A 23992-nucleotide genomic window follows, 5' to 3' on the forward strand; every position below is an offset into this window, starting at 1 on the left:
ATGATCGCCGCTAATTGGCGAAGGTGACCGAGACGGTCTTGACCCCGTTTCTAGGCACGTCGAGCCGGCTGGAAAAGCCAAATCTTTCGCCGGGCCCCAGCGAACGGTTAAATGTCGCCAGCCTATAACGGGTTGTGCGCCTGTCATTACCGGTGACCCGGACTTCCAGCGGTGGCAATGGCGACGGGCTGGCGCCGTCATTCGCGGCCTCGCCACCGACGAACAGGACAGGTTGCGGCCCGGACGCATCGATACGCGACGTAACGCCTGAAATGGTCAGGGCAGCGCCCGCTTGTCGCGCCGCCAGAAGAAGCGGCGTCTGGCGCACCAGTGCGTGCCCGCCCGAGATCCAGAAGGCTGCAAACGCGGCACTGAGGCCGGCGATCCAGAAGATCGGCCCGCCGCGCGACGCCCGCAGCCGTTCCATCGCCGCTACCGGCTTGCGCAGCATGTCCATGCCTTTGATCGATGGCGTGGTGATCACGCGCAAAAGCGGCGGTGAAACGCCCGTGCTGGCGGTTAAACGCGGCAGCACCTCGTAGTCGGCGTCGACGATGTCACCAGGCGGATCACGCAAGATGCGTTCCGGCGCAGGATTTGCGGCCGTATCGGTCATGATTTCGCCGGAAACCGGGCGCGCGGTTCGATCGTCAGCCATCGCGGCCCCAGCACTTCGCACTTGTTCGCTCTTCGTTTCTTATGCGTAAACGGAAATGGTTAACGTTTCCCCCGGAAACCCCTTGTGACGCGCCCAAAAAACCCCAAAATTAACCGCCGGTTAACCATGCCGGCCGATGGTCTTTTCTCAGAGAAGGCTGCCTCGTCGCCGCCGCAAGTTTCAGGTCGTCGAACGTGATCCGCTTCGAAAATGTCGGCCTCCGCTATGGCATGGGTCCGGAAATCCTCCGCGACATTTCCTTGCACATACCGGAGCGCTCCTTCCAGTTCCTGAGCGGCCCTTCGGGCGCCGGCAAGACGACGCTGCTGCGGCTTTTGTTCATGTCGCTCAAGCCGACGCGTGGGCTGATCACCATCTTCGGCAAAGACCGCTCGCGCATCTCGCGCGCCGAGCTGCCGCATCTGCGGCGGCGCATCGGCGTGGTGTTCCAGGACTTTCGCCTGCTCGACCACATGACGACCTATGAGAATGTGGCCTTGCCGCTGCGCGTGCGCGGGCGCGAGGAGGCCAGCTACCGCACCGATGTGACCGAGCTCTTGAAATGGGTCGGCCTTGGCGAGCGCATGCATGTGCTGCCGCCGGTGCTGTCGGGTGGCGAGAAGCAGCGCGCCGCAATCGCCAGGGCGCTGATCGAGCAGCCCGAAATCCTGCTTGCCGATGAGCCAACCGGGAATGTCGACCCGCCGCTGGCGCGACGCCTGTTGCGGCTGTTCATCGAACTCAACCGGCTGGGCACCGCCGTGGTGATCGCAACGCACGACCTCGGCCTGATGGAACAGGTCGACGCACGCCGCATGATCCTGTCCGGCGGAAGGCTGGATATCTATGACTGACCTTTCCGCTCGCCATGTCGAAGACCAACACGCTGACAGGGCTGGGACGCAGCGCGTTCAGCGCAAGATGGCGCCGATCGTGCCCGCCCAGAACATCGCCGGCCGGGCGCTGGTCCTGGTGATCGCCATCATGACATTCCTCTCCTGCCTGACCTTCGGCGCGGTGACGCTGGTGCGCGACACCGCCTCGGTCTGGGAGAACCAGATCTCACGCGAGGCGACGATCCAGATCAAGCCGATGGACGGCCTCGACATCGAGGCAGCACTTGCCCAGGCCTCGCAGATCGCCGGCGAATTCCCTGGCGTGAAGAGCGCCAGGATCGTCGACCGCGATGCCACGGCGCGGCTTTTGGAACCCTGGCTGGGTTCGGGTCTCAACATCGACGAGCTGCCGGTGCCGCGTCTGATCATCGTCACCATAGACGAGACCAACCCTCCCGATTTCGCCGCAATGCGCGCCGCGATCACGCCGAAACTGCCCAGTGCCTCCCTTGACGACCATCGTACCTGGGTCGACCGGCTGGTCGCCATGGCCCGCACCACGGTGACCATCGGCATCGCCGTGTTGGCGCTGATGCTGGCGGCAACCGTGCTGACCGTGGTGTTCGCGACGCGCGGCGCCATGGCCGGCAACGGCCACATCATCGAGGTGCTGCATTTCGTCGGCGCCGAAGCGCGCTTTATCGCGCGCGAATTCCGCCACCACTTTCTCGTCACCGGCATGAAGGGCGCCGCCGCCGGGGGTGCGGCAGCGGTGTTCGTCTTCATCGTCTTCTCGTGGTGGTCGTCGCGAAACATGGCGACGCCGCAGGCCGATCAGGCGACCGCCCTGTTCGGCAATTTCGCCATCGGTTCGGCGGGCTATCTCGGCGTTGTTCTCATGGTGCTGGTCATCGGTGCGCTGACGGCGGCAACCTCCCATGTCACCGTCGTCACCTATCTCAGCGACATCGATGTCCGCCAGCCGGACGCAGGGTGATCACGAATAGAGAATTAGCGTAACGAAATTTGTGCTTTCCGACCTACTAAACGCCGTATTTCGGAGTTAACGATAATGACGATGGACGCGCGCGACTCGACCGGAATGGCTGGACAGTTGCCCTTGGTGATCACGCGTTCTAGCGAGCGCGTCAAGCCCCGCCGATTGGCGAGCGCGCTACGCATCTCAGCTTTCTTTCTGCTCGTGCTGGCAACGTTGTTTGCCGGCGGCTTTGGCTGGTTCGCCAGCACCGTCAGCCGTCTCGCGACGCCCGCCAATCCGGCAAGGGCCGATGCCATCATCGTGCTGACCGGCGGCCATTCGCGTCTCGACGCGGCCATGGGCCTGCTGGCGTCCGGCAAGGGCGAGCGGCTGCTGATCAGTGGCGTGCATCCTTCCGCCAGCCGCCGCCAGCTTCAGGTCGCGACCCGCGGCGACAAGGAATTGTTTTCCTGCTGCGTCGACATCGACCATGCCGCGCTCGACACGATCGGCAATGCCGAGGAAAGTGCCAAGTGGGTGGAAGACCACGCCTATGGCACCGTGATTCTCGTCACCAACAACTATCACATGCCGCGCAGCCTGCTGGAAATGGGCCGGCTGCTGCACAAGGCCAAGCTCGAGCCCTATCCGGTGGTCAACAGCAATCTTGGCAATGGCGGCTGGCTGACCAAGCCGAGAGCCTTGCGCGTGCTGTTCACCGAATACAACAAATATCTGCTGGCGCTGGCGCGCGGCATCGTGCCGGTCAAGCCAACGCCAACCGGCATCGCGCTGGCCGAGGCTGTTGCGCCGAACTGAGCCGATCTGGAACCGGCAGCGCTATCATTCCTTGAGCGTGGCTCTTGAGACGCTGCGCAGCCGCGCGATCTCGTGTTCGAGACGTTCGATACGCTTGTCCCGCTCAGCCAGCGCCGCCGCCACATCGGCCGCTTCGAAACGCTGTGGAATGTGCTGCGGGCAATTGGAATCCCAGGCCGAAACCGTGAACAGGATGATCTGCTCCGGGCGCGCCTTGTAGCCTTCCGGCATCAGCTTCGCCATCAGTTCGGCGTCCTGCTCGACGACCCGCGCGGTGCCCCAGATCTTGATGCGCTGCCGATGCGCATAGTCGATCAGGAACAGGAAAGCGCGCGGGTTGTCGTCCAGATTGCCCTGGGTGATGAATTGCCTGTTGCCAGAGAAATCGACGAAGCCGATCGTCCGCTCGTCAAGCACCTTGAGGAAGCCGGCCGGCCCGCCGCGATGCTGGATGTAGGGCTGGCCCTCACCATTGGCCGTCGACAGGAAGACGCTGGTCTGCGCCTCGATGAAGGCGGCGAGATCGGGCGTGATATCAGCTTGCCAACTGCCGCGCTGTTCGACGCGGGCATAGGCCTCGCGTGAGCCTTTGCGGGCCTGGATCGCCTTGACGGTTGGCGTAAAGACGACATCGCTGGTGAAGACTTGAGCATTCATCGAAAGCCTCCTTCAAAGGCCGAGTTCCGATAGAGAGGGATGACCGTCCGGCCGGCGGCCAAGCGGCCAATGATATTTGCGGTCGGCCTCGAGGATCGGCAGGTCGTTGATGCTGGCGATGCGCAGGCGCATCAATCCAAGCTCATCGAACTCCCAGTTCTCATTGCCGTAGCTGCGAAACCACGAGCCGCTGTGGTCGTGCCATTCATAAGCGAAACGCACGGCGATACGGTTGTCGCGGAAGGCCCAGACCTCCTTGATGAGCCGGTAGTCGCGTTCGCGACCCCATTTGCGTGTGAGGAATGTCTGGATAGCCTCGCGCCCTTGCAGGAACTCGGCCCGGTTGCGCCAGCGGCTGTCGATTGTGTAGGCAAGCGCGACCCGTGCCGGATCACGGGAGTTCCAGGCATCCTCAGCCATGCGTGCCTTCTGTGCGGCGGTCTCGGCGGTGAATGGCGGGAGCGGCGGGCGGCTTTCAGACATGGGAACTCCTTGCGACTGGCTCAGGCTGCCCTGCGGGCAGAAACGACCGGAAAGTCGATTTCCGTCCTGGCGACCTCATTGACATAGTTGGTCCAGACATTGAGAGCGACATGCTGGACGATCTCGATGATCTGCGCATCGTCGTAGCCTGCGAGCCTGACGGCGCTGAGATCCTCGTCACCGATATGGCCGCGGTCGCGCGCAATCTTGGTGGCGAAACGCACGGCTGCGGCGGCCTTGGGATCGTTGGAACTGCCCGCGCGATTGGCGACCATTTCGGCATCATCAAGCTTGGCGAGATTCTTGCCGAGATAGGTGTGAGCGGAAAGGCAGTAGTTGCAGCCATTGACCTCGGCAACCGCCAGAGCAATGCGCTCGCGCGTCGGCGCGGGCAGTCGGCCTTTGGCAAGCGCTCCAGACAGGCTGAGATAGCCTTCAAGCGCAGCCGGGCTATTGGAAACAAGCCTGAAGAGGTTAGGCACGACGCCGAGTTGCTTCTCGACGGCATGTAACATCGGCTGCGACGCAGCAGGCGCGGCCTCTATGGACGCTGGTGTAGGGATACGGGGCATCGGCATTCCTTCTCGTTGATCAGCTCGCCGCCAAAACATGGCCCCTTCCATCGCTCGGATGTAGATGCCATATTTGCAACCTATCCTTCCATTTTCCGGGAGAAATATGGATCGCCTCGAGGCCATGTCGCTTTTTGTCGCCGCGGCGGAGGCCGGCAGCCTTTCGGCCGCCGGACGCCGTTTCGGCATCCCGCTTGCAACGGTCAGCCGCAAGGTCTCCGACCTGGAGCGGCATCTGAAGACGCGTCTTCTGAATCGCTCGACGCGGCAGCTGACGCTGACCGACACAGGTCACGCCTACCTCGCTGCCTGCCGTCGCATTCTCGACGAGGTCGGCGAGGCCGAGCGGACTGCCGCCGGCGAATACAGCGCCCCGACAGGCGAACTGATCATCACCGCACCGATCGTCTTTGGCCGCCTGCATGTGCTGCCGGTCGTCACCGGCTTTCTCGCTGCCTACCCCGACGTGGCTATTCGGCTGATGCTTGCGGACCGGATAACCCAGTTGACCGAGGAGCACATCGATCTCGCCGTCCGCATCGGCCAGCTTCCCGACTCCAGCCTTGTGGCCACCCGCATCGGCTCGATCCGGCGCGTTGTTTGCGCGAGCCCGGCCTATCTGGCCGAGCACGGCACGCCGGAGGCGCCGAAAGACCTCGCAGCACACAACTGCGTCACCTTCGAGGGGCTCACCGCTCCCGCCGCATGGACTTTTGCCACGGGCAAGACCGACCTCACCGTTCCGATCCGCTCACGACTTCGGGTCAACACCGCGGAAGCGGCGATCGATGCCGCGATTGCCGGCATCGGGTTAACGAGGGTGCTTTCCTACCAGATCGCAGCTGCAGTGCGGTCGGGCACCCTCCGCACCATGCTGGAGGCATTCGAGCCGCAGCCATGGCCGGTCAGCCTGGTGCATGCCGGCAATGGCCTGCTGCCGGTGAAACTGCGTGCGTTTCTCGATTTCGCCGCCCCACGCCTGAAGAAACGGCTGGTGCAAGAGACGTGGCAGGCCTGACGAACGGGCCGCGGCTTCATCAAGGCGGATCGATCTCCGGCCATCGCACGGTTTCCTTTTTGCCCGCGCTTGGTGTAACCAACGCACACCTCCTCACCGGGCTCTTCCTGCATGCTTTATGTCCGCTCGCTGGCGTTCAACTTCGTCTTCTACGTCAATCTGATCGTCCAGATGATCCTCTGGACCCCGTACTATTTCCTGTCTCCGCGCCACCGTGCCTGGTTCGTGCCGAAATTCTGGTCACACACCAGCATGTGGCTCTATGACAAGATCGCCGGCACCAAAAGTGAGATCACCGGCCAGGAAAACCTGCCCGAGGGTTCCTTCATCCTGGCGCCGAAGCACCAGTCCTTCTGGGACGCGATCGCCTTTTTCCCGTTCCTGCAGGATCCGATCTACATCCTCAAGCGGGAACTGACCTGGATCCCGTTCTTCGGCTGGTACATCCTGAAAATGCGGATGATCCCGGTCGACCGCGGCAGCCGCTCGAAGGCGCTGAAAGCGGTGGTCGCCGCGACCAGGCAGGAGCTGGCGCGCAATCCCCGCCAGCTGATCATCTATCCCGAGGGCACGCGCCGGGCGCCGGGCGACGAGCCGGCCTATAAATACGGCATCGTCGAGCTCTATACCCAGCTTGGCATTCCGGTGGTGCCGGTCGCCCATGTCGCCGGCCTCTACTGGCCGCGGCGGAAATTCCTGCGCTATCCCGGCACGATCAAGGCCCGCTTCCTGCCGCCGATCCCGGCGGGTTTGGGCAAGCAAGAATTCATGGAACGGCTGATCGGCGAGACGGAAGCCGCCTGCGACCAGCTGCTCATCGAGGCGTCCCAGGCGCCAAACCCGCCGCCAATGCCGCCGACGGCGGTAAAGCGGCTGGGGGGACTTGGCTCCGATACCCCGACCTGACCATCTAAGCTTGCGGCACTGTCCCCTAGCGAATCACAGCCAGCGCCGTGGTCAACACCAGTGTTGCCGCGAACGTCAGATTAATGATCCGCGAGGCCAGCGGCTTGCGCAGGAACCGCGCAAACGCTGCCCCGGCGAGAAGCCACAGGACATGGATGGCGACGATCATCGAAGCGAGGACCGCCAACCTGAGCCCTGCATCGAGCTCACCGGCGGACGACGTGCCGGCAAATACGGCGGCAATCGCCACATAGGCTTTCGGGTTGGCGACGGCCAGAAGAAACCCGCCGAGGAATGTGGGACGCGCCGCCCCGCCGCTACGCACGGCCAGAGGCGGGGCCGTTGCTATCTTGAAGGCGAGGTAGAGGATGTAGGCTGCGGATGCCACTGCCAGGAGCGGTGTGAGCGTCGGCACAGAGGCGAGCATGGTCGTAATGCCCGTCGCCACGACCAAAAGCACGGCGACCGTACCAAGAATGATGCCCGAGGCATAGCGGAGCGAATCGCGCAGGCCGAAGGCGGCGCCGACGGCGGTGACGCTTATCGTCGCCGGCCCCGGACTGCCCATCACAACCGCCGATGCCAGCACAAGCGCGAGCAATTGCTGCCATAGTTCCGGATGGGAAAAGACCTGTTCGGCCATCTGTATACCAGTATCCAGGCGCGATGCCGGCAAGGGTATGGCAGGGCACACCAGGGCGTCTTGAACGATCGTGCAGGGAGCCTTCCGGCGCAGGCCACGCAGGGTTCTTGGCTGCTGTTTGATCAAGCCGCCGCTTCGCGCTGGCGTCTATGCGCTCGCGCTGTCGAGCTCGGCGATATCGTCCGGACTGAGCTCCAATGATGCGGCGCGGACGAGGCTGTCGACCTGGTCCAGCGTCGTGGCGCTGGCGATAGGCGCGGTGACTGCGGGCCGCGCAGTCACCCAGGCGAGCGCCACTTCCGCCGGCTTGGCCGAGTGACGCGCCGACACAGCGTCGAGTGCCGCCAGGACGCGCATGCCGCGCGCATTGAGATAGTTCTTCACGTCGTCGCCACGCGCGCTTTTGCCGAGATCGGCTTCGCTGCGGTACTTGCCACTCAAAAACCCCTTGGCGAGGCTGAAATAGGTGATGACGCCGATATCCTCGGCCATGCACAGATCGCGCAGCGGTCCATCGAAAGAGGCGCGATCGTAGAGATTGTATTCCGGCTGCAGCACCGAATAGCGCGGCAGGCCCCGCAAGCTTGCCACGTCGAGCGCGGCGCGCAACTGGCCGGCATCGAGATTGGAGGCGCCGACGTGGCGGATCTTGCCCTTGTCGAGCAGCTTCTGATAGGCGCCAAGCGTTTCCTCGTAAGGGGTGGCCGGGTCCGGCCAGTGCGACAGATAGAGATCGACGACATCGGTCTGCAGCCGCTTCAGCGACGCATCGATGGCCTTTTCGATATAGGCCGCGGAGAGGTCTTTCCTGCCCTGCCCCATGTCCGACCCGACCTTGGTGATCACCACAACCTTGTCGCGATTGCCGCGGCTTTTCATCCATTTGCCGATGATCGTTTCGGATTCGCCGCCTTTGTTGCCGGGAACCCAGCGCGAATAGGCATCGGCGGTGTCGATGGCGTTGAGGCCGGCGCCGACGAACCGGTCGAGCAGGTCGAAAGAGGTTTTCTCGTCGGCGGTCCAGCCGAAGACGTTGCCACCCAGAACCAGCGGCGCGAGGGACAGGTCGGTTTGACCGAGACGACGTTTCTGCAAGACTGATCTCCATGGGGAATGGAAAGAAGCGGGCGAAAAGCCCCGTGACCGGCTTAACCTATGGCGGGCCGCACCAACGTCAAAGGGCCGGCCGACTTTTCCACCGACCAGCGCTTCACAAAGGCGCGATCCGTTTCGCCACCTCTTCCAGCCAATGGTCGCGGATCCCCAGCGCCTCGAGGTGCTCCAGCGTGCTGGACACGTAGTCCTCATTCTTTCCCGACTGGCCGACGGCGCCGCGAACGACGCTCGCCGCATCGGCCGCATCGAGCGCACCGGCATATTGCTCGTGGGTACGGTCGACGACATAGGCGACAGCCTCGACCGTCTCGCCTCCGTCCGTCTCGCCGCCATTCTCGCCCCAACCCTTGTCGGCCTCACGCGTGCCCCCCTTGTCGAGGCGAATGCTAAGCATGCGCTCAAGATAGACATTGGTGACCAGTTCGCGCTCGCGCAGATAGGTGATGACCTCGTTGCGCAGATCGCCGGGGACGCGGAAAGCCAGCCCGATGCAGGAGCCGCCACGGTCGAGGCCGAGCACCAGGCCGGGCCGTTCGCGCGTGCCGCGATGCACGAAGGAGTAGACGCACAGCGAGCGGCGATAGCCATGGAGGCGGGCCCGCCGCGTCTCGACATGCGCAAATCCCGGCCGCCAGATCAGCGAGCCGTAGCCAAAAACCCAAAAATCGCCCATATCGCCAAGCCTGGTTGCAGCACCGCACTGGAATCGGTGTTTTTTCAATCCGTCTCCGTCTACCCGATCTTGCCGGAAACGACACCTCTGCAACACGCGCCAACGAGAGCCGCAGCATGACGTCAAATGACGAACGCCCGCCGAATTTTCTCCGCCGGCTGTTCTGGCTCGGCGTTTTCATCGTCGTGCTGTTTGGCCTCTACAGCGCCGGCTGGTTCTACCTGGCAGACAAGGTCAAGAGCGAAGCCGGCAAAGCGGTGGCCGAGTTCAACGGCAATGGCATCGAGGCTGACTGCGTCAATCTCACGGTCAGCGGCTACCCCTTAAGCTTCGCCGTTACCTGCGACAGCCTGGCTTATCAGGACGACAGCAGGAACGTCGCCGCCTCGCTCGGCAGCCTCAAGGTAGTCACGCACATCACCCAGATCCTGTCCCCTGGCGCCGACCTGCAGGGGCCGCTCAGGACCGCCGTGCCGGGGATGGCGCCGCTGTGGATCGACTGGGATAATCTGCGAGCGAACGTCAAACTGTCCTGGCCCCTGCCCCGGCGCGTTTCACTGGAGGCAGAGGCTCTGTCAGCCCAGACCGATCCCGCCGATGGCACAGACCCGGTCGAGCTGTTCAGCGCTGGGACAGCGGTCGGAGAATTGCGTCCGAACGGCCAGGACATCGACTATGCCGGGGGTTTTACCGATCTCGAAATCGATCCGGGCGCGATCGATGGCCGCGTGCTGCCGCCGCTCGACGGCAGCGGCGACGTGACGCTGAAGAACGGCGTGGCGCTGATCAAGACACAAACAGAGAGCCTGCGCGGCCAGGCGGTGGATATCGGCAAGCTCGATCTGTCGTCGGGAAGCGCGCGCGTCACCGTTTCCGGGCCGGTCTCGGTCGATGCCGACGGGCTGATCGACGCCGATTTGATGATCAGGCTCAGCGATCCGAAGGCGGTGGCGGAAATCCTCGGCAAAGCCATTCCCGAGCAGAAGAGCCAGATCAAAACCGGCTTTGCCGGGCTGGCGCTGCTTGGCAACGAACCGTCGATGCCGCTCAAGATCGTCAAGGGCAAGGCCTCGCTCGGTTTTATCCCTATGGGCAGCATCAAGCCGGTCGATTAGGCGATGATTGCGAACCTCCAGTTCGGAAAGACCATGGCCAAACAGGAAGATAGATGAACCGCCCGGTGAAGCTCCTGAGTGTTGGCGCGCTGACGCTCGATACGATCCTTCGCGTCGACACGCTTCCGGCGCGTCAGGGCAAGTTCATCGCGTCCGACGGCGTCCAGATCGCCTCGGGCATGGCTTCGAGTGCGGCCTGCGCCGCACGCCGCCTCGGCGCGGAGGTATCGCTGTGGGCGAGCGCGGGAGACGACCTCGTCGGCGATCAGCTGGTCGCAGGCATTGAGGCCGAAGGCGTCGATTGCAGCTTTGTCCGGCGCGTCGCCGGGGCGCGGTCGGCACTGTCGGCCATCCTGGTCGACACGCATGGCGAGCGCATTATTGTTCCGTTCTATGACAAGCTCGCGCAGGCCGACCCCGAAGCGCCCCCCACTGAGGATCTCACCGCATTCGACGCCGTCCTGGTCGACGTGCGCTGGCCGGGCGCGGCAGCTCTGGCCCTGACGGCGGCGCGCGCAAACGGCCGTCCAGCCATACTCGATGCCGACACCGCGCCACGGGCCGTGCTGGAACGGCTGTTTCCGCTCGCCTCGCACATCGTCGCGTCGGAGCCGGCGGCGTTCATCCTCTGCGGCGAGGAGCAAGGCCCGCAGGAGGCCTGTGAAGCGCTGGCCAGACGCACCGATGCATTCGTAGCGGTGACCGGCGGCGCAGCGGGAAGCTGGTGGTTCGACCACTCGGTGGCGTCGGTGCGCCATGTCGCGGCGCCAAGGATCAAGGCAGTGGATACACTTGCCGCCGGCGACGTGTTCCACGGCGCCTTTGCCGTCGGGCTGGCCGAGGCGATGCCGATCGAACGGACATTGCGGTTTGCCAGCACCGCCGCCGCGCTCAAATGCCTGCGCTTCGGCGGCAGGCTGGGCGCGCCGGACAGGGCCGAGACACTGGCGATGATGGCAGCTCACTGGCCGGATTGAGCGCGAGGCGGCCTTCAAATCGGATGGTACCGCCCTCTATCTTTTGCTTGAGCATCGGATTTCACCTAAAACCGGTACGGGTCCGATGCTCTATCCCTTGGCCGGATGCTCGACTGCCTGCCGGCCAAAGTCCGGCACGTCGATGTCCTGGCCGGCCTCGATGATCGAGCGGCGCACGGCGCGGGTGCGGGTGAACAGGTCGAACAGCTTTTCGCCGTCGCCCCAGCGGATCGCCCGCTGCAGCGAGGCCAGATCCTCCGAGAACCGCGCCAGCATTTCGAGGATGGCATCCTTGTTGTGCAGGCAGACGTCCCGCCACATCGTCGGGTCGGAAGCGGCAAGGCGCGTGAAGTCGCGAAAGCCGGAGGCCGAATATTTGATGACCTCGGACTTGGTCACCGACTCCAGGTCGTCGGCGGTGCCGACGATGTTATAGGCGATGATGTGCGGCAGGTGCGAGACGATGGCCAATGTCATGTCGTGATGCTGGGGATCCATCGTATCGATGTTGGAGCCGCAACGGCGCCAGAATTCCGAGAGCTTTTCCAAGGCGGCCGGATCGGTGCCGGGCAACGGCGTGAAGATGCACCAGCGGTTTTCGAACAGTTCGGCAAAGCCGGCGTCCGGACCCGATTTTTCAGTGCCGGCCAGCGGATGGCCGGGAATGAAATGCACGCCGGCAGGCACATGCGGCTGCATCTGCGCGATGACGGACGCCTTGGTCGAGCCGACATCGGTGAGGATGGCGCCCGGCTTCAGCGCCGGCGCGATTTCCTCGGCGACCTCGCCTGAAGAACCGACCGGCACCGAAACGATGACCAGGTCGGCATCGCCGACCGCCTCTTTCGCATCAGTCGTGTAGGAGGAGCCGAGGCCGAGTTGCTTCGCCCGCGCCAGCGTCGTTTCGCTGCGCGTCGAGATGGCGACGTGACCGGCAAGGCCTTCCCGATGGATGACGCGGGCCAGCGACGAGCCGATCAGGCCGATGCCGACCAGCGCGATCTTTTCGAACATCGGTGATGTCATGGTGTTCTAGCTTTTCAGAAATGTCGCGAGGGCGGCGACAACGCCGCGATTGGCCTCTTCGGTGCCGATGCTCATGCGCAGCGCATTTGGGAAGCCGTAACCGGAAACGCGCCGCAATATGTAGCCGCGCGCACAGAGGTAATCGTCCGCGGCTGCCGCAGAATGTTTTTTGTCCTCGGGAAAGTGGATGAGGACGAAATTGCCGACGCTCGGCGTCACCCGCAGTCCGAGCCTGGTCAATTCCTCGCTGACCCAGGTCAGCCAGGTCTCGTTATGCGCCACGCTTCGCTCGACATGGGCGCGGTCGCGGATCGCGGCAATGCCGGCCTCGATTGCCGTCGCGTTGACGTTGAAGGGACCCCGCACCCGGTTGATCGCATCGATGAAATGCATCGGCGCGTACATCCAGCCGATCCGCGCACCGCCAAGGCCGAGCTTGGAGAAGGTGCGGGTCATAACCACGTTTTCCGCACCAGCCACCAGTTCGACGCCGGCTTCATAATCGTTGCGGCGGACATATTCGGCATAGGCTGCATCCAGCACCAGAAGCACGTTTCGAGGCAGGCCAGCATGCAGGCGGCGCACCTCCTGGAACGGCAAATAGGTGCCGGTTGGGTTGTTGGGATTGGCGAGGAAAATGATCCGCGTACGCGGCGTCACCGCAGCGAGGATCGCATCGACGTCGGCGCGCTCCTTGGTTTCCTTGACCGAGACCGGGACAGCACCTGCCGACTGGATGTAGATCTTGTAGACCATGAATCCGTGTTCGGTGATCACAGCCTCGTCGCCCGGCGCGAGATAGGTCTGCGCAAGCAGGCCCAGAATCTCGTCGGAACCATTGGAACAAACTATGTTCGCCGGGTTGAGGCCATGCACCTCGGCGATCGCCTCCCGCAGGCGCCTGGCGGTGCCGTCGGGATATATGTCGAGCTTGGCCGCGACGTCGCGCGCGGCTTCTATTGCTTTCGGCGAGGGGCCGAGCGGGTTCTCGTTCGACGACAATTTGTGGACCTTGGCAACGCCGGCCGGCGCCGTGCTTTTGCCCGGCACATAGGCTTCGATGTCCATGATCCCCGCGCGGGGCGTTGGACGTGCCTGATCCGATACTTGGTTCATATTGCAAAAATCCGTCGAGAACGCTTCCGCTGCTCCAACGCGATGCGAATTTCGGATCCGCCACACTGGAAGCCGCCGCGGAAATACAAGCCGTGGCCTGGAATGTCGAGAGGCGGCAATGATCGGTGCGTGGCTGGCCGTTGACGGCGAGGCGCGCCGGTCCTAGAAGAAGGCGAAATCCCGTGGTGATTTGGCCGGTCGGCTTGCAGCCACGTTAAACAACTCGCTAAAGGGCCGTTTGCATCTTGTAACCGGCTTTGCGAAGGCAATGCCGGTTTTTTTGTTGTCCGCAGCCGGCCGGACAGTCGCATCGACCCGAAAATCTTAATCGACTTTCGGAAAACACGATGGGTTAATGTAAGAGGATGCGATGGTCGCGCTGCGCACGAAAAGAACCAACAACGAGGCCGACGAGCCGTCGAGCCCGGTGTTGCGGTTCGGCGCCGACAAGCCGCTCAAGCTCGATGCCGGCACGCTGCTGTCGCCGTTCCAGATCGCCTACAAGACCTACGGCACGCTCAACGACGCCCGCTCCAACGCCATCCTCGTCTGCCATGCACTGACCGGCGACCAGCATGTCGCCAGCACCAATCCAGTGACCGGCAAGCCGGGCTGGTGGGAAGTGCTGATCGGCCCCGGCAAGATCATCGACACCAGCCGCTTCTTCGTCATTTGCTCGAACGTCATCGGCGGCTGCCTCGGCTCGACCGGCCCCGCCTCGACCAATCCCGCCACCGGCAAGCCGTACGGGCTCGACCTGCCGATCATCACCATCCGCGACATGGTGCGGGCGCAGTTGATGCTGGTCGACCATTTCGGCATCGAAAAACTGTTCTCGGTGCTCGGCGGCTCGATGGGCGGCATGCAGGTGCTGCAATGGGCGTCGAGCTATCCGGAGCGCGTTTTCTCAGCGCTGCCGATCGCCACCGGCGCGCGCCATTCCTCGCAGAACATCGCCTTCCATGAGGTCGGCCGGCAAGCGGTGATGGCCGATCCCGACTGGCATGGCGGCAAGTATTTCGAGCAGGGCAAGCGCCCGGAAAAGGGACTGGCTGTGGCGCGGATGGCCGCTCACATCACCTATCTGTCGGAGGCGGCCCTGCACCGGAAGTTTGGCCGCAACCTGCAGGACCGTGAAGCGCTCACCTTCGGTTTCGACGCCGACTTCCAGATTGAGAGCTATCTGCGCCATCAGGGCATGACCTTCGTAGACCGCTTCGACGCCAACTCCTATCTCTACATGACCCGGGCGATGGACTATTTCGACCTCGCCGCCGATCATGGCGGCCGGCTGGCCGACGCCTTTGCCGGCACCAGGACCCGTTTCTGCCTGGTCTCCTTCACCAGCGACTGGCTGTTCCCGACCGAGGAGAGCCGCTCGGTCGTTCACGCGCTGAACGCGGCCGGCGCCTCGGTGTCCTTCGTCGAGATCGAGACCGATCGCGGCCACGACGCCTTCCTGCTCGACGAGCCGGAGCTGTTCGCCGCCATCAACGGCTTCATCGCGTCGGCGGCCCGCGCCAGGGGGCTCAGCGCATGACCCCCAAAGATTACAGCCTGTTCGAACCGGCATCTTGCGCCAGGCATCAGCGCATGGCCCCGAAAAGTTGCAGACTTTTCGGATCAAGGTCATGCGCCAGTCAAGAGGCACGATCATGAGTGTCAACCACGCCCAGCGCGTCGACCTCGAAGTCGTCGCCGATCTCATCCCGCCGCAGTCGCGGGTGCTGGACGTCGGCTCCGGTGATGGCCTGCTGCTCGAATTGCTGCAGGCAACGAAGCAGGTCGACGGCCGTGGGATGGAACTGTCGCAGCGCGGCGTCAACGAATGCGTGGCACGCGGCCTGTCCGTCATCCAGGGCGACGCCGACAAGGACCTCAAATTCTATCCCGACAAGGGTTTTGATTTCGTCGTCCTGTCGCAGACCTTGCAGGCGACCCGCAACCCGAAGCTGGTGCTCGACGAGTTGCTCAGGATCGGCAAGCACGCCATCGTCTCCTTCCCCAATTTCGGCCACTGGCGGGTTCGCCTTTCGCTGTTCGTCGAAGGGCGGATGCCGGTGACCAAGGACCTGCCCTATTCCTGGTACGACACGCCCAACATCCATTTCTGCACCATCCGCGACTTCGTCAATCTCTGCGAAGAGCTCGGCGCAACGGTGGAAAAGGCAACCGCGCTCGACGCCAATGGCCAGAAAATCGGCCTGTCGATGCCATGGTGGTTCTGGAATTTCTTTGGCCAGCAGGCGGTGTTCCTGCTGAAGCGATAACGGCGACCCGTCGCTTCGGCCAGCCGGCCCGAGTCCGGAGACATCTGGGACTGATCGCCGTTCGTCGAGGTCTAACGATCAAGTTCCGGAAAATACGGATCGGAGAAAAACCGCCGACCGCGCTCGCCTTGCAAACAGTCGACCGGTGCTGCCGCGTCGACCGGGACGGACCCGGGATCGGCCCCGGGACCGGCATTAGGATCGGTAACACCGCTGACCTCGAGGACCAGCTTGCGGCGTATGGCGGTCACGAATTCCGAAGCGGCATAGACCGGCAGCACGAAGGAGCCTGGCCCGCCAGTGACGCACTCGGCATAGTATTGGTCGAGATGGCTGAAGCTGGGCGACGGGCTGATCAGGATCGGCAGGCCATTGATGACGATGCCCTTTGCTATCGCGGCGTCGCGTGTCGTGGCGACGGGCATCCCGATATTGTTGGGGCCATCGCCTGAGATGTCGATGACGCTGCGCGTCGCGTCGAAGGCGGCTCCATCCAAAAGCTTGGCGCCGAAGGCGAGCGCACTGGAAATCGAGGTGCCGCGAAAGCTCCTGAACGGGCGCGCCTCGATCTTGCCGGCGAATACCTCGGCGCTCTCGGCATCGTCGATGACCTGCCAGGCAATGACGGCGTCGTCGCGGACGGTGCCTGCCCATTCGAAATAGGCCAGCGCAATGCGGCCGTTCACGCCCGAACGCACCGCATTGATGAAGTCGGGGTGGCGCAGCGCCTTGACATAGCCGGCGCGCTGCAGGGCGAATTCCTTTTCGTTCATCGAGTGCGAGATGTCGACCGCCAGCACCAGTTCGACGTCCACGGCAATGGTGTCGGCAGGCGCGGCCAAAGGTCCTGCCTGGGCACGGGCAAGGCAGGCAAGCAGGCAGACGCAGGTCGCCCAAAAGCGCGCAGCGGTTTTGGGGTAACGACAAGCATCGAAGCAAAGACTCAAAGCGTGTCGCATGAATCCAACGCCGCAGGCTTCCGAACGATGCCGGCAATCTTTCGCCGCGATCACGGCAAAATAAAGCTTACGGCCGGCTATGCCTCTTGGTGGGCTTTGGCGACGGCCGGGGGTGGTTCGATCGCGCCGGCCCTGACGCGGACTGGCTTGAGAGCCGGTCGCTCGAAATCTTTCACGATCGCCAATGAGCGCGGGAAGAATTCAATATTCTGCTGGCCACGGCCGATATTGAGGATCGCGGCGTCGGCAAGACGCGCCTCCAGCATCGACAGCACCCGCCGCAGCGTCGCGCCGTCGAACGTGTCCAAAGCCTCATCGATGATCACCCATTTCGGCTGCCGCAAGACCAGCCGGGCAAAGGCAAGCAGGCGCTGCTCGTCATCGCTCAATTCGCGCTCCCAGCGCGCCGGCCGGTCGAGCGAGGATGACAGCCGCCCGAGACCGACTTCGGCAAGCACCGCCGAGATCTCGGCGTCGCTGACCGCGGCATCGGCGTGGTCGAGCACCTCGCGCAGCGTGCCGAGCGGGAAATAGGGTTTTCGGGGAACGAAGGCCGGCACCTCTCCGGCCGGCATGCCGATCCGCCCGCTTCCCCACGGCCACAGACCGGCAATGGCGCGGAAGAACAGCGTCTTGCCGGCGCGCGGATCTCCGGTGATCATGACGCGCTCGCCGGCGCGGATCTCGACATGGGGCTCGGCGAGCTTGGTGCATCCATCCCGCGACGCAATTTCGAGCTTGTCGAATGTCAGCCTGCCGTCCGGATTTTCGCCGAACTCGATGCGCCTCTCGCTATGGTGGAGCACATCCGTTTCGGCAAGCGCGATGCGGAAATCGGCGACGCGCATCAGCGTGGCGCGCCAATCGGCGATGCCGCCGATATTGTTGATGAACCAGCGCAACGAGGAATGCACCTGGTTGAAGGCGCCGACAGCCATCATCAGCCCGCCGAAGCTGATGTCACCGGCGAAATAGACCGGCGCGGCGACGAGGATCGGCGCGACGACAGTGATCCAGCCATAGGTGTCGGTCACCCAGGAAAGATTGATCTGGGCGCTGTAGATGCGCCGTATCGCGCCCAGCACCGTGCCGAGGTCGAGCTCAAGCCGCCGTCGCGCGTCGGCCTCGCCGTGCGCAAGCGCGATGGCATCGACATTCTCGTTGACGCGGACCACCGAGGAGCGCAGCTCCGCCTCGCGCGTATAGCGGTCGCTGTTGAAGCGGATGAGCGGCCGTCCGACCAGCCAGCTCAGCCAGGAGGCGGTGCCGGCATAGAGGATTGCGGCCCACACCATGTAGCCCGGAATCGCCAGCGAATAGCCGCCGACATGGAAGACGAAGCCGGAAGACAGCGACCAAAGGACGCCGACGAACGAAACAAGCAGAATGAACGACTGCAATAGCCCTATGCCGAGACCTGTCGAAAGATCGGAGAGATGCCCGGCATCCTGCTGCAGGCGCTGGTCGGGGTTGACGCCGATGGCGCCGGCGTTGGCGAGCCGGAAAGCCCGCGCCGGCCGCATCCATTCACCGATCAGATCGACGGTCAACGCCTCACGCAGTTTCAGCCGGATCGTCTGGTCGAGCCAGGTCTGGCCGACATTGAGCACCACTAGCCCGCCGGCGATGGCGGAAAACACCAGAAGCTGGTGCAGGAAACCCTGCATGTCGCGCCGAGCCAGCGCGTCGTAAAAGGGCTCGTTCCAGCGATTGAGCAGAACCTGCCCGATCGAGGTTGCCACAATGACGGCGACTATGCCGAGGCAGGCCCAGAGCAGTTGTTTGCGGATCGGCGACTTCGCCAGCGCCAGCCTGACTGTCGCCAGCTGGTCGCGCAGGCTGCTAGCTTCGACCGACGCGGCAATCGGCTTGGCGCTGGCCTCGAAATCCGGATGATCAGCCATTGATGAAGACCCTTCGCAAGCGGTGCTGAAACCGGTGAGCAAGTCGACTCAATCGGGTAGCAAACCCGCCCACGACAGATAGGTGGGAAAAAGCGTGATTCCGATCACGAAAACGTCATCGACGGCCCGGCGACGGCGCGTTCCCGGTCGGCGATATCCGGCCGAGCCTTGTGGCGCCATGCGGCGAGAAAACCGGCACGAAGACGCGGCGAGAGGCGCGCTGGACGACCGGCACACCCTGATAGAGCCGCTTCTGCGCCTCGACGACGATGACGCCGGAAAAGATCGGCCAGAACCTGCGGCCGGCGCGCTCCAGCACATTGTGGAACCGCATCATGAAGCGTCGCCGCGATGGCGGGAAGAACAGGGCGTCGGACCAGGCCGCGGGCGTGAAATTCGCTTCGCGCAGCAATTCGGTGAGCTGGCCGCGCGAGAAAGGCCGGCCACTGCCGAACGGCGTATGCTCGAAACGGGCCCAGACACCGCGCCGGTTGGGCACGACGATGACGACGCGGCCTGCGGGCGACAGCACCCGCCAGATTTCGTTCAGCGTCTCGCGCGGGTTCTCGGCATGTTCGAGTGAGTGGACGAGCAGCATGCGGTCGATGGAGGCATCGACCAACGGCAATTCCTCATCGAAGACCAGCGCGGTCGCGGTCGGCCCGGTGGCCGGCCAGACCACCGCGCCTTGTGTCGCCGGCATGAAGGCAAAGACACGTTCGGCATCGGTGCCGAACCGCTCCAGCCACGGCAAGGTGTAGCCGAGGCCGACCAGCCGCTCATTGGGCACGACAGCCCATATCGAGGACAACGCCATGGTGATCGAGCGTTCGGCCAATCGCCCGAGCGTGGTCGAATAAAAGGAGCGAAGGTCGACGATATCGGAATGCATGCGCGGCACGCTATCTTCGATGCTGTCCAAGTTCAACAAAGGCGCCCAGTTCTACAAAGACGGATGACATCCGCGGGCAAGCGCCCTATGTCTGCGGCGACTGCTGCATCGGCCAGAAATCGGTTTCGATTTCGGAAGACACGATGCAGCAGGTAAAAAGTGTCAGAAGCGTCCTTTGTGCGTCCAACTGGACGCGCGGCGCTCTCGTGGAGAGATGCGATGCCGGTTGAAATCGAACAATTCATGTGCCGCAGCGACAATTTCGGCGTGCTGGTGCATGACCCGAAAAGCGGCCAGACCGCGATCATCGACGCGCCCGAGGAGGCGCCGATCCTGGCTGCGATCGAGCGCACCGGCTGGACGCCGACGATGATCCTGACCACCCACCACCATGTCGACCATGTCGAGGCCAATCTGGCGCTGAAGGAGCGCTTCAAGCTGCGCATCGTCGGACCGGAAGCGGAAAAGGCAAAAATCCCCGGCATCGACGAAACCGTCGAGCAGGGTTCGGTCATCCACCTCGGCGAGGAGAGGATCGACGTGATCGCCACGCCCGGCCACACGGCGGGCCATGTCTCCTATCATTTGCCGGCGTCGAAAGTGGCGTTCACCGCCGACACGCTGTTCGCACTCGGCTGCGGCCGGCTGTTCGAATGCAAGCCGCCGGTGATGTACGATTCGTTGAAGAAGCTCGGGGCGCTTCCGGCCGAGACGGTCGTCTATTGCGGCCATGAATACACGCTTTCCAACGCCCGCTTCGCGCTGACCGTCGACCCGACCAATTCGGCATTGAAGGAGCGCGCCGCGAAAATCGAAGCGCTGCGCGCCGACGGCAAGCCGACGCTGCCGACCACGATCGGTGAGGAACTGTCGACCAATCCGTTCCTGCGCTGGCACGATCCGGCAATCCGCAAGCATCTCGGCATGGAGAACGCCTCCGACGCCGAAGTGTTCGCCGAAATACGCAAGCGCAAGGATAATTTCTGAGCACCGTTGATGGTCTGGCATCCATGAAGGTCTGAGGAAAATGACCAGTCCCGCCGAAATCATCGCGGCGCTCGGCCTGAAACCGCATCCGGAAGGCGGCTGGTATGCCGAGACCTTTCGCGATGGCGCGGAAGGCGCTCGCGGCCATTCGACCGCGATCTATTTCCTTTTGGAGCAGGAGCAAGTGTCGGCCTGGCACCGCGTCAAGGACGCCGCCGAGGTCTGGCATTTCTATGCCGGCGCCCCGCTGGCACTGTCGATGCATCGGGAAAACGGGCCGGTGATCGAGCAGGTGCTCGGCACGGCATTGGCGGCGGGCGAGCGGCCGCAGATCGTTGTGCCGGCAGGCTGGTGGCAGTCGGCGCGCAGCCTGGGCGAGTGGACGCTGGCCGGCTGCACCGTGGCGCCGGGCTTCGATTTCGCCGCCTTCGAGCTGGCCGAACCGGGCTGGAGTCCTAGCCCAGCAGGAAACCCATCGTGATCGCCAGCTGGGCGGCATAATACAGCACCCAGACCGCGCGGCGCGTCCAGTCGCGGTGCGGCGAGATGGCGCTCAGCAGGAACTTTTCCGAGGCGAGCAGCCCGTCGGACGCCATGAACAGCACGGCGCCGCCGACGACCCAGAAATTGCTCAGGGTCAGCGCCGAAATGCCCATGGCAAAAATTGTCGCGATATAGACGCTGATGGGAAGGCGCAGGGCGGGGCCGACACGGCGCCAGAGCGCAAAAAGCATGGCGAGCGCCAACACGGCCATTGCCACGGCAATCGCCGCGCGCCACGGCTCGGCCGAGAGCAGCCCGACCCCCTCGCCGGAGCGCAGGAACAGCGCGATGTAAAGCCCATGCGCCACGAGAAAACTGGCCAGCCCGCCGACAAAAGCCTTTTCACCGTCGCGCGACAGCAATGCGTCGCCGATGGCGCTGAGCGCCAGCGCCGCGATGAGCAGCCACGGACCGCCCTGCAGCGATGCCAGCACGGTGAGCATTGCCACGGCCAGCGTCTTGACCGCGGAACGCGCAAGCTTCGGCGGCATGTCGATGGTGAAGGCGTAGATCACCGCGGCGGCTAGCGAAAACAGCAGCGTCGCATTGGCGTCGGCGTCGATGCCGCCGGGAAACGGCATCACGCCCCTGCCTCGCTCGCAGCCCTCTTGCGCAAGAACAGCGATTTCGCCGCAAGCGCTGCGCCGCCGGTGATCAGCACGCAGGCGGCGAGGATGCGCAGGGACGGCTCGGCGAAGCCGGCTGATATCAGCACCAGCGTCGACAGCAGCGGCGCGGCATAGCTTGCCGCGCCCAGCACCTGGATGTTGCCGCGCTTGACGCCGATATCCCAGGCGTAGAAGGCCGCGCCCACCGGCATCAGGCCGAGGCCGAGCACGGCCAGCCACTGGCCGGCGCCGACAGGCAGCACCGTCTCTTCCAGCATCAGATGGCAGACAAGCGAAAGCGCTGCCGTGGCCGCACAGAACCAGGTGACGATGCTGGTCGGCACCGACGGAAAGCGGCGCGACAACAGCGAATAGGACGCCCACAGCACGGCGCAGACGCCGGCCATCGCATAGCCGAAGGCATAGCGCGCGTCGAAGGCAAGCCCGCCGCCCTTGGTGACGATCAGAAAAGTGCCGGCAAGGCCAAGCAGTGCGCCGACGACATGGTTCCAGGCCAGCCGCTCGCCCGGCATCAGCGCCGATCCGAGCACGATGAGCAGCGGCCACAGATAGGCGATGAGGCTCGCCTCCACCGCCGGCGCGTTGCGCAGCGCAGTGAAATAGAAGAAGTGATAGCCGAACAGGCCGGCAATGCCGATCAGCCACACTTGCGGCGGTATCTTCTCGCTCCCGGCGGTGGCCGGCATGAACAGCCGCGCGACGAGCCCGACGCCAGTGCCGATCGTGAAGGTGATCGCCGAGAGCAGGAATGGCGGCACCGCGCCGGAAGCGTCCGTAAGCAGCGCCAGCAGCGCCCACATGGCGACCGCCGAGAAGCCGATCAGTGTTGCGCGCCCCATGTCCGTCTCCGGCGGCGCGCGATCGCGCCTATTCTGTCGCTTCGAACCGCTCCGCGCTGACGGTGAGGGTGCCGATTTTCGTGCCGACCGTGGCATGGATCGGCGCATATACGCCGGTTTGGCCGACCGGTGCAAACGTCACCATGATGCGGCTGCGCTTTCTCAGGTAATCCAGGGATTTGCGGTTCTTGCGATAACCGGCCACCGGCTCAAAATCCAGCCGGCAAGTGACAGTATCGCCGTTGTAGCCGCGCACCGAGGTCGAGCCTTTCGACTCGTAGGTCAGCGTCAGATCGGCGCGCATCTCGCCGTCATAGAGCTTCACCGTGCGCCCGCAGACCTTGTCGAGGCTATCGGCATGGATGACGGTGGCGGCCATTGGATCGAGCACCGAGGCGAGATGGCTGGCGGCCAGCGGTATCCATTTCTTGGAATTGCGCTTCTTCGGCGCAGGCACGACCTTGGTCGCGGTAACAGTGCCGTTGGCGAACTGGATATCGATCATCGATGCCTTGTCGCCCGATTTGTAGTCGGCGCGGAACGCCTGCGGCTGCAATTGCTTGCCCAAAATCTTGCCCTTCGACGAGACCGTGCCACGCGTGTCGTCGAATATTGTGGCGAGGCCGGCGCTGGAGACGCTGCCTTCGATCGAATAGGTATCGCCTTCGTAACTGCTGGAAAAGCTTGCCTTGGCGACCGAGAAGCCGTGGACCGAAACCGTATACTCGCCCTTGAAGGATTGTTGCGTGGCGGCAGAAATTGCCGTCGGCAGCGCCACGGCGAGCGATGCAAGGAGAGCATGAGACGAACGAAGCATGGCGGGATCGATCCTCGATTTCAGCAGAAGCGCGCAACTCCAGCCTGGCATCTCCTTGTGCGACCGCTTATAGACTGAATTTCGGCCTTTATGTGAAAGACGTCGTCACACCCGGGCGCAAGCCGGAGCTTGACGCATCGCCGAAATGCAACTATGGAACGCCAACTTTTTCCATAAGGCCGCCTGACCGAAACCGCGCGCCACCCGGCGCGGGTTGAATGTTTGGCCAGACCGAGAACTGAAGGTTTAGAACCATGTCCCGCACCTGCGAACTCACTGCCAAGGCAGTCATGTCCGGCAACAATGTGAGCCACGCCAATAACAAGAGCAAGCGTCGCTTCCTGCCCAATCTCGTCAATGTGACGCTGATCTCGGAAGCGCTGAACCAGAATGTGCGCCTGCGCATTTCGGCCAACGCGCTGCGTTCGGTCGAGCATCGCGGCGGCCTTGATGCGTTCCTGGCCAAGGCCGACGCCAAGGAGCTGTCGCAGCGCGCGCGGCTGCTGAAGAAGCAGATCGCCAAGAAGCTCGCCGAACAGCCGGCTGCTTAATTTTTCA

General features: G+C 63.7%; 27 protein-coding genes and 1 riboswitch. Of the genes, 12 read left to right on the forward strand and 15 right to left on the reverse strand.

From position 1 onward, the window contains the following. Positions 1 to 10 precede the first annotated feature (10 nt). Positions 11 to 658, reverse strand: a complete 648-nt coding sequence (locus AC0L2Z_RS25845) for a hypothetical protein (RefSeq protein ID WP_473629661.1) — start codon at positions 656 to 658, stop codon at positions 11 to 13. 194 nt (positions 659 to 852) lie between these two features. Here AC0L2Z_RS25845 and ftsE point away from each other — a divergent pair, with 194 nt between their 5' ends. From ftsE to AC0L2Z_RS25860, 3 genes are all read left to right on the forward strand, one after another. Then, on the forward strand, positions 853 to 1512 hold the full coding sequence (gene ftsE / locus AC0L2Z_RS25850) for a cell division ATP-binding protein FtsE (protein WP_023797212.1): 660 nt from the start codon (positions 853 to 855) through the stop codon (positions 1510 to 1512). After that, entirely contained in the window at positions 1505 to 2491 is a 987-nt protein-coding gene (locus AC0L2Z_RS25855) for a cell division protein FtsX (protein ID WP_128168726.1), read from the forward strand. Before ftsE ends, AC0L2Z_RS25855 begins: the two co-directional genes overlap by 8 nt. 75 nt (positions 2492 to 2566) lie before the next feature. Next, positions 2567 to 3292 (forward strand): YdcF family protein, encoded by a 726-nt coding sequence (locus tag AC0L2Z_RS25860; protein WP_473629662.1) that lies wholly within the window; start codon positions 2567 to 2569, stop codon positions 3290 to 3292. 24 nt (positions 3293 to 3316) lie between these two features. On the opposite strand, the gene AC0L2Z_RS25865 is transcribed toward AC0L2Z_RS25860, so the two are convergent. The 3 genes from AC0L2Z_RS25865 to AC0L2Z_RS25875 are packed head-to-tail and all read right to left on the reverse strand — an operon-like array spanning position 3317 to position 5004. Next, on the reverse strand, positions 3317 to 3949 hold the full coding sequence (locus AC0L2Z_RS25865) for a pyridoxamine 5'-phosphate oxidase family protein (protein WP_473629663.1): 633 nt from the start codon (positions 3947 to 3949) through the stop codon (positions 3317 to 3319). Between the two features lie 12 nt (positions 3950 to 3961). Continuing rightward, a complete protein-coding gene (locus AC0L2Z_RS25870; protein ID WP_023797208.1) occupies positions 3962 to 4432 on the reverse strand; it encodes a nuclear transport factor 2 family protein in 471 nt (156 codons plus the stop codon). Positions 4433 to 4452: 20 nt separating this feature from the next. Next, positions 4453 to 5004, reverse strand: coding sequence for a carboxymuconolactone decarboxylase family protein (locus AC0L2Z_RS25875; protein ID WP_023797207.1), 552 nt, complete (start codon positions 5002 to 5004; stop codon positions 4453 to 4455). 106 nt (positions 5005 to 5110) lie between these two features. Here AC0L2Z_RS25875 and AC0L2Z_RS25880 point away from each other — a divergent pair, with 106 nt between their 5' ends. Further along, positions 5111 to 6022 (forward strand): LysR family transcriptional regulator, encoded by a 912-nt coding sequence (locus AC0L2Z_RS25880; RefSeq protein ID WP_128246090.1) that lies wholly within the window; start codon positions 5111 to 5113, stop codon positions 6020 to 6022. A 111-nt stretch (positions 6023 to 6133) separates the two neighbouring features. Next, the gene (locus tag AC0L2Z_RS25885; protein WP_473629664.1) at positions 6134 to 6928 is read left to right on the forward strand and encodes a lysophospholipid acyltransferase family protein; all 795 of its coding nucleotides are present in this window, start codon (positions 6134 to 6136) and stop codon (positions 6926 to 6928) included. A 25-nt stretch (positions 6929 to 6953) separates the two neighbouring features. Here AC0L2Z_RS25885 and AC0L2Z_RS25890 read toward each other — a convergent pair whose 3' ends face one another. The 3 genes from AC0L2Z_RS25890 to AC0L2Z_RS25900 form a co-directional block, all read right to left on the reverse strand. Continuing rightward, complete coding sequence (locus AC0L2Z_RS25890; RefSeq protein ID WP_023797204.1) at positions 6954 to 7571, reverse strand: LysE family translocator; 618 nt, start codon at positions 7569 to 7571, stop codon at positions 6954 to 6956. Between the two features lie 147 nt (positions 7572 to 7718). Continuing rightward, on the reverse strand, positions 7719 to 8666 hold the full coding sequence (locus tag AC0L2Z_RS25895; RefSeq protein ID WP_287175416.1) for an aldo/keto reductase: 948 nt from the start codon (positions 8664 to 8666) through the stop codon (positions 7719 to 7721). Positions 8667 to 8781: 115 nt separating this feature from the next. Further along, positions 8782 to 9360, reverse strand: coding sequence for a gamma-glutamylcyclotransferase (locus AC0L2Z_RS25900; RefSeq protein ID WP_023797202.1), 579 nt, complete (start codon positions 9358 to 9360; stop codon positions 8782 to 8784). A 116-nt stretch (positions 9361 to 9476) separates the two neighbouring features. On the opposite strand from AC0L2Z_RS25900, the gene AC0L2Z_RS25905 reads away from it, so the two are divergent. Next, positions 9477 to 10475, forward strand: coding sequence for a DUF2125 domain-containing protein (locus tag AC0L2Z_RS25905; protein ID WP_473629665.1), 999 nt, complete (start codon positions 9477 to 9479; stop codon positions 10473 to 10475). Between the two features lie 53 nt (positions 10476 to 10528). Continuing rightward, on the forward strand, positions 10529 to 11452 hold the full coding sequence (locus tag AC0L2Z_RS25910) for a sugar kinase (protein WP_287175420.1): 924 nt from the start codon (positions 10529 to 10531) through the stop codon (positions 11450 to 11452). Between the two features lie 90 nt (positions 11453 to 11542). Here AC0L2Z_RS25910 and AC0L2Z_RS25915 read toward each other — a convergent pair whose 3' ends face one another. Further along, positions 11543 to 12478 (reverse strand): prephenate/arogenate dehydrogenase family protein, encoded by a 936-nt coding sequence (locus tag AC0L2Z_RS25915; protein WP_287175421.1) that lies wholly within the window; start codon positions 12476 to 12478, stop codon positions 11543 to 11545. 6 nt (positions 12479 to 12484) lie between these two features. Then, positions 12485 to 13594, reverse strand: a complete 1110-nt coding sequence (hisC, locus tag AC0L2Z_RS25920; RefSeq protein ID WP_473629666.1) for a histidinol-phosphate transaminase — start codon at positions 13592 to 13594, stop codon at positions 12485 to 12487. A gap of 172 nt (positions 13595 to 13766) precedes the next feature. After that, a riboswitch (SAM riboswitch) is annotated at positions 13767 to 13844 on the forward strand. A gap of 120 nt (positions 13845 to 13964) precedes the next feature. Here hisC and metX point away from each other — a divergent pair. Next, positions 13965 to 15134 carry a homoserine O-acetyltransferase MetX gene (gene metX / locus AC0L2Z_RS25925; protein WP_095493438.1) on the forward strand — a complete coding sequence of 390 codons (1170 nt, stop codon included), beginning with the start codon at positions 13965 to 13967 and terminating at the stop codon, positions 15132 to 15134. Between the two features lie 115 nt (positions 15135 to 15249). Then, positions 15250 to 15864, forward strand: a complete 615-nt coding sequence (gene metW / locus AC0L2Z_RS25930; RefSeq protein WP_023797197.1) for a methionine biosynthesis protein MetW — start codon at positions 15250 to 15252, stop codon at positions 15862 to 15864. A 71-nt stretch (positions 15865 to 15935) separates the two neighbouring features. Here metW and AC0L2Z_RS25935 read toward each other — a convergent pair whose 3' ends face one another. From AC0L2Z_RS25935 to AC0L2Z_RS25945, 3 genes are all read right to left on the reverse strand, one after another. After that, a complete protein-coding gene (locus AC0L2Z_RS25935; RefSeq protein ID WP_473629667.1) occupies positions 15936 to 16706 on the reverse strand; it encodes a DUF1194 domain-containing protein in 771 nt (256 codons plus the stop codon). A 194-nt stretch (positions 16707 to 16900) separates the two neighbouring features. Further along, the gene (locus AC0L2Z_RS25940) at positions 16901 to 18727 is read right to left on the reverse strand and encodes an ABC transporter ATP-binding protein/permease (protein WP_473629668.1); all 1827 of its coding nucleotides are present in this window, start codon (positions 18725 to 18727) and stop codon (positions 16901 to 16903) included. 115 nt (positions 18728 to 18842) lie between these two features. After that, complete coding sequence (locus tag AC0L2Z_RS25945) at positions 18843 to 19619, reverse strand: class I SAM-dependent methyltransferase (protein ID WP_023797194.1); 777 nt, start codon at positions 19617 to 19619, stop codon at positions 18843 to 18845. A 219-nt stretch (positions 19620 to 19838) separates the two neighbouring features. On the opposite strand from AC0L2Z_RS25945, the gene gloB reads away from it, so the two are divergent. Together gloB and AC0L2Z_RS25955 are read left to right on the forward strand one after the other, a co-directional pair. Next, the gene (gene gloB / locus AC0L2Z_RS25950) at positions 19839 to 20606 is read left to right on the forward strand and encodes a hydroxyacylglutathione hydrolase (protein WP_473629669.1); all 768 of its coding nucleotides are present in this window, start codon (positions 19839 to 19841) and stop codon (positions 20604 to 20606) included. Positions 20607 to 20646: 40 nt separating this feature from the next. Next, a complete protein-coding gene (locus AC0L2Z_RS25955) occupies positions 20647 to 21087 on the forward strand; it encodes a cupin domain-containing protein (RefSeq protein ID WP_128168741.1) in 441 nt (146 codons plus the stop codon). Here AC0L2Z_RS25955 and AC0L2Z_RS25960 read toward each other — a convergent pair. From AC0L2Z_RS25960 to AC0L2Z_RS25970, 3 genes are read right to left on the reverse strand one after another with little or no spacing between them, the layout of a single operon-like run. Then, positions 21062 to 21730 (reverse strand): lysoplasmalogenase family protein, encoded by a 669-nt coding sequence (locus tag AC0L2Z_RS25960; RefSeq protein WP_128246080.1) that lies wholly within the window; start codon positions 21728 to 21730, stop codon positions 21062 to 21064. The two genes, AC0L2Z_RS25955 and AC0L2Z_RS25960, sit on opposite strands and share 26 nt — an antisense overlap. Next, positions 21730 to 22617 carry an aromatic amino acid exporter YddG gene (gene yddG / locus AC0L2Z_RS25965; RefSeq protein WP_287346685.1) on the reverse strand — a complete coding sequence of 296 codons (888 nt, stop codon included), beginning with the start codon at positions 22615 to 22617 and terminating at the stop codon, positions 21730 to 21732. The genes AC0L2Z_RS25960 and yddG overlap by 1 nt, the downstream gene beginning before the upstream one ends. 28 nt (positions 22618 to 22645) lie before the next feature. Then, the gene (locus AC0L2Z_RS25970) at positions 22646 to 23434 is read right to left on the reverse strand and encodes a DUF3108 domain-containing protein (protein WP_023797189.1); all 789 of its coding nucleotides are present in this window, start codon (positions 23432 to 23434) and stop codon (positions 22646 to 22648) included. Between the two features lie 254 nt (positions 23435 to 23688). On the opposite strand from AC0L2Z_RS25970, the gene rpmB reads away from it, so the two are divergent. Beyond that, positions 23689 to 23985, forward strand: coding sequence for a 50S ribosomal protein L28 (rpmB, locus tag AC0L2Z_RS25975; RefSeq protein ID WP_023797188.1), 297 nt, complete (start codon positions 23689 to 23691; stop codon positions 23983 to 23985). The last annotated feature ends 7 nt before the right edge of the window (positions 23986 to 23992 follow it).

It is taken from the genome of Mesorhizobium sp. WSM4850, from assembly GCF_055811735.1.